General features: G+C 73.8%; 1 pseudogene. It reads right to left on the reverse strand.

The window, feature by feature from the left end:
• Nucleotides 1-869: pseudogene (locus ACFUEL_RS35370) on the reverse strand (hypothetical protein); the annotation flags it as partial.

The following is an 869-nucleotide window of genomic DNA, read 5'->3' on the forward strand; positions in this document are numbered from 1 at the left end:
ACCTGCCGGTCCGGATGCCCGAAACACCCCGCCACCGCCCGCAACGCCACCTCCGCCCGACCACCGGCAGCCACCCGGTCCAGCCAACCCAACAGCGCCCGAAGCAACTTCTTCTCCGGACGCGCCGACACCACCCCCCACGCCTCCGCCAACTCCCCCTCCACCAACAACCCGACCGCGTCCAACACCACCAGCGACTCCAACGCGTACCCGGCCACCACCGAGTCACCGCCCAGCACCGCCAGCAACGCCCGCCGGTTGTCCGCCAGTTCGGCAGCACTCGGCTCCAATGCGGTCAACAGGCCCAGGTAGGTGCGCAGTTCGCCGGGGGCGCCGCCGCGCGTCAGGCGGGCGAAGCCGCGGGCGAGGAAGGGTGCCCGGTCGATGGTGCCGTCGGCGACGAGGGCGGCGAGGGCGGGGATCCAGCGTTCGGCTTCGTCGCGGTGGGCGAAGTGGTCGAACCAGCGGGCGGTGGGGCCTTCGAAGACCAGCGGGGCCAGGACGGGGGTGAAGCTGTCGGCGCGCAGCCGGGTGCAGAGGTCGGCACCGGGCGGCAGGACGGTGACGGCGCTGCGGAACAGGGCGGAGCTGCGGTCGCGCATCCAGTCGACGACCAGGTTGGGTTCGGGCGGCGGCGGGGTGTCGCTGCGGCGCAGCAGGCGTTCGGCGATGCCGAAGAGCAGGCCGGAGCCCCAGTCGTCGGTCCGTCCGGCCCGCCGGTTGGCCAGTCGGAGGCCCACTTCCCGCTGCCAGGAGGCGGGTTGGCCGTCCAGCAGGCCGATCAGCGGTGGGCGGTCCCAGGTGCCGTGGGTGTCGAGTTCGCCCCGGGCGATCCAGTCCGCGGCTTCGGCGGGGGCGCTGTGGCAGAC

This window comes from Kitasatospora sp. NPDC057198 (genome assembly GCF_042670125.1).
In the GTDB taxonomy this organism is placed as follows: Bacteria; Actinomycetota; Actinomycetes; order Streptomycetales; family Streptomycetaceae; genus Kitasatospora.